We start from the raw sequence: 3,234 nt of genomic DNA, 5'->3' as shown, positions 1-3,234 counted from the left end.
AGAATTGCTTGCAGGTGGAGATAAACCTAGTCAAATTTCTCATATTCAAACAGATTATTTCAGATTTCCTATTTATACAAATGGTATTAAAGACAATGGATTATATGGCTTTACGAATCAGCCCAATATAGAAAAACCAGCCATAACAATATCTGGGCGTGGCACAATAGGATTTATATGCTTAAGATATGAGCCATTTTACCCAATTATCCGTCTTTTAGTTGCGATTCCAAATTCAAGCGCAACATTAGAATATTTAGCTTATGCGTTAAATCCCATGATACCAAAATCAAGTGGAACAAGTATCCCACAATTAACAATACCTATGATAAAAGATATTCTTATCCCCCTGCCACCTTTAGCGGAGCAGGTATTTATTGTTTCACAGCTTGACGCTCTTTTTACTCTTACCAAAGGTTTAAAATGTGAGTAGTTTAAACATTCTTAAGATATTTGTATCTATAATTGTCTCTACAAAACTTCACAAGAAAATCAAGGAAAAGGCAATGAAAACAGCGATTAATATAAGGCTTGATAAGGATTTAATACAAACGCTTGACTATACTGCAAAGGAAATGAATCTCACACGCACCGCATTAATAGAACGAGCAATTATCGCATATCAAGACAGAATGGACGAAATGATAAGTGATAAAATCATAGATGAGATTAAAGAGGGAAAAAGAAAAACGATTCCCTATGATGAGTTCAAAAAGCAATTAGGCTGGGATTGATGTATCGCTTAGAGATTGCGGATTATGCAAAAAGCATTATTGCTCGGCAAAATCCAAAAAATCAAAAACTTTTGCAATCAAAGCTTGATGACTTACAACAGGGTAATTTTAGTGGAGATAAAGCCATCAAAGGTCGCCATAAAGGCAAATTTAGAAAAAGAGCGGGGGATTTTAGGATTATTTATCTCAAAAGTGAAGAAGTGTTGCTTATCTGTGTAATCCATATAGGGCATAGAAAAAATGTGTATGTGTAAAGTTTATTTCTTAATTCGCTATCTTTTGATACAATTTGCAAACTTACTTTATTGAAATGATAGGAAATGGCAAAAGCAATCCAAATAATCATCAATCCACACCGATTAGAATATTTACTCCATCTTTTTAATCGCACAAAACAATCTTTACAAGAAATCATTGGTCAAAATATTGACTTTGATAAACCATTAAATAAAACAACATTAAAAGCCATTGATACAATTTTTCAAGTAGGCTTAGATTTTTATACCAATCCTTCTCCCATAGATACACACAAATCAAGTATTTTATTTAGAAAAGATAATCTTAAAAAGAGCTTAGATATTGGAGATATTCAGTTTATTACGCAATATGAAAAAGAAATTAATTATATCAATAGCTTGGCAAAGCTTGGGGATTTTCAATTTACTATGCGCAAACTTAAAAGTTTTACATTACAAGATTCTCCATTTGAAGCCGCTATGCAAATGCAATTTTTACTCCCTACAAAAAAGCTATCTGATAAACAATTTTTAGAATCTTTGATTAACAATCTTGCAGAGCAAAATATTTTAGTTTTGGAGAATATAGAATCCCATAATAAAAAATACAAAAGCAATTTATGTGGATTCTTTATTGAGCCAAATGTGATTGTGTTAAAACAACAGGGGCGAAAGAGGGAAATTTTCACTCTAGCACACGAATTAGGACATTATCTTTTAAAAAACGAAAATATTGATGAAAATATCTTTGTGCAAAACCCAAATAATGAGGAAAATTGGTGTAACCAATTCGCCTTTGCTTTGCTACTTGGTGAGAATTTTAATGAGCTAGAAAATATCCCCTCAAATGCAATAAACCTTGAAAATAAAGTAATACAAAACCTATCGGAGAGGAAGCATATAAGCAGACTTGCTTTATTCTATCATTTTGCTCGCACAAATAAAATACAATGGGTAAAATACAAACAGCTCAAAGAAAATTTAAATGATGAATATATGCAGAAAAAACAAAAAAATAAAAACAATCAAGACAATACAATATTTAAAGCACCTATTCCCGTTCTCTCGCCCTTGCAAAAAGATATTTTTATCAATGCGTTTTTAGAGGGAGTAGTCAGCGAATATACGATACTCACTCATTTTAAAAGACATATAGAAAACAATAATTTAGAGAGATTTCTCTATGAGTAAAGTTCTTTTTGATACAAGTTCTTTGCTGCAGTTTGTGAGATATTATCTGCCTTTTGATGTAAAAGAGGAGTTGCAAGATTTTTTGATTGAGGGATTTAAGCAAAAAGAATTTTTATTACTCAAAGAAGTAGAGAATGAATGCAAAAGAGTTTCACAAGGATTAGTCTTTGAAAAGCTTTTAAAACCTCACAATATTTCGGTAATGCCATTTAACGAAATAATTACAGACAAGTTACACAGAGAAATAGATAATGACTTTATAATTTCATTAAAGAAAGATAAATTAGAACAACAAGAGTATGAAAGTCAAAAACAAACATTTATACAAAGTGCCGATTTTAGGCTTATTCATTATGCGATACAAAATCCGCAATGCACCATCATAACAGAGGAAAGTTTAGCGGGAAATGACAATAAATTGTTTAAGAAGATTCCAAAAATATGTGAGATAAAAGGCATAAAATGCCTTAGTTTGCCAAAATTTATTCAAGAGAAATTAAAGTTATCTTTTGTATTGCATATCAAAGGGAGATTACCGATTTTATAAATATTACTCACATTTTAAACCCTTAGTGAGTGTAAAAAGTGTATCTAAAGTATGAGTGATATATTCTTGTTCTTTTAGAGGTGGGAGGGGGATTCGTAAATTTAAAAATAGTTGCCTATCCAAATGTGGAATTGCCGCACCTTTTTTGTTTCCTTTAAATAAATCCTTGTAAGACAGGAGTAGATAATCCATAAATTCTATTTTTACTATTGCAGAGAAATCAAGTTTCTTTAAAGTGCTTCCTAAAAAGCCATTTTCGTTAGCAATAAAGATTTCTCCAGAATTTTCTCCGTCCATTAAAATTAGCCTATCTTTTGCAAAAACCATATTACCATTACTCACTAAGATTTTGTTGGTTTTATTTCTCAAATATTTTACATCTAAAATAGGAAGTTGGGTTTGTTTCTCAAGGGGGACAAGGGGTTCTACTTGCGAAGCGTCCCCCTTATCCCCCTTAGAATCCCCCAAACCCCTAGCACGCTGATTTTCTCTTACATTAAAATTTATTGGTAGTCCATTTACTATC

The 3,234-nt window shown here is 31.5% G+C and carries 6 protein-coding genes; 5 read left to right on the top strand and 1 reads right to left on the bottom strand.

Translation table 11 applies throughout. From position 1 onward, the window contains the following. From OQH62_RS08345 to OQH62_RS08325, 5 genes are all read left to right on the top strand, one after another. Positions 1 to 433, top strand: a 433-nt coding sequence (locus OQH62_RS08345; protein WP_266016082.1) for a restriction endonuclease subunit S, incomplete at its 5' end; no start/stop codon positions are given. 73 nt (positions 434 to 506) lie between these two features. Then, the gene (locus OQH62_RS08340; protein ID WP_266016079.1) at positions 507 to 734 is read left to right on the top strand and encodes a ribbon-helix-helix protein, CopG family; all 228 of its coding nucleotides are present in this window, start codon (positions 507 to 509) and stop codon (positions 732 to 734) included. Next, positions 734 to 988: a type II toxin-antitoxin system RelE family toxin gene (locus OQH62_RS08335; protein ID WP_266016076.1), complete on the top strand. Its 255-nt coding sequence runs from the start codon at positions 734 to 736 to the stop codon at positions 986 to 988. Before OQH62_RS08340 ends, OQH62_RS08335 begins: the two co-directional genes overlap by 1 nt. A 66-nt stretch (positions 989 to 1,054) precedes the next feature. Beyond that, positions 1,055 to 2,161, top strand: a complete 1,107-nt coding sequence (locus OQH62_RS08330; protein WP_266016074.1) for an ImmA/IrrE family metallo-endopeptidase — start codon at positions 1,055 to 1,057, stop codon at positions 2,159 to 2,161. Next, positions 2,154 to 2,708, top strand: coding sequence for a DUF4411 family protein (locus tag OQH62_RS08325; protein ID WP_266016072.1), 555 nt, complete (start codon positions 2,154 to 2,156; stop codon positions 2,706 to 2,708). The genes OQH62_RS08330 and OQH62_RS08325 overlap by 8 nt, the downstream gene beginning before the upstream one ends. A gap of 3 nt (positions 2,709 to 2,711) precedes the next feature. On the opposite strand, the gene OQH62_RS08320 is transcribed toward OQH62_RS08325, so the two are convergent. After that, on the bottom strand, positions 2,712 to 3,234 hold a 523-nt coding region (locus tag OQH62_RS08320), incomplete at its 5' end, for a restriction endonuclease subunit S (protein ID WP_266016070.1).

The organism is Campylobacter sp. MIT 21-1684, assembly GCF_026241315.1.
Classification (GTDB): Bacteria; Campylobacterota; Campylobacteria; order Campylobacterales; family Campylobacteraceae; genus Campylobacter_D.
This window is presented reverse-complemented; position numbering and strand designations above follow the sequence as displayed.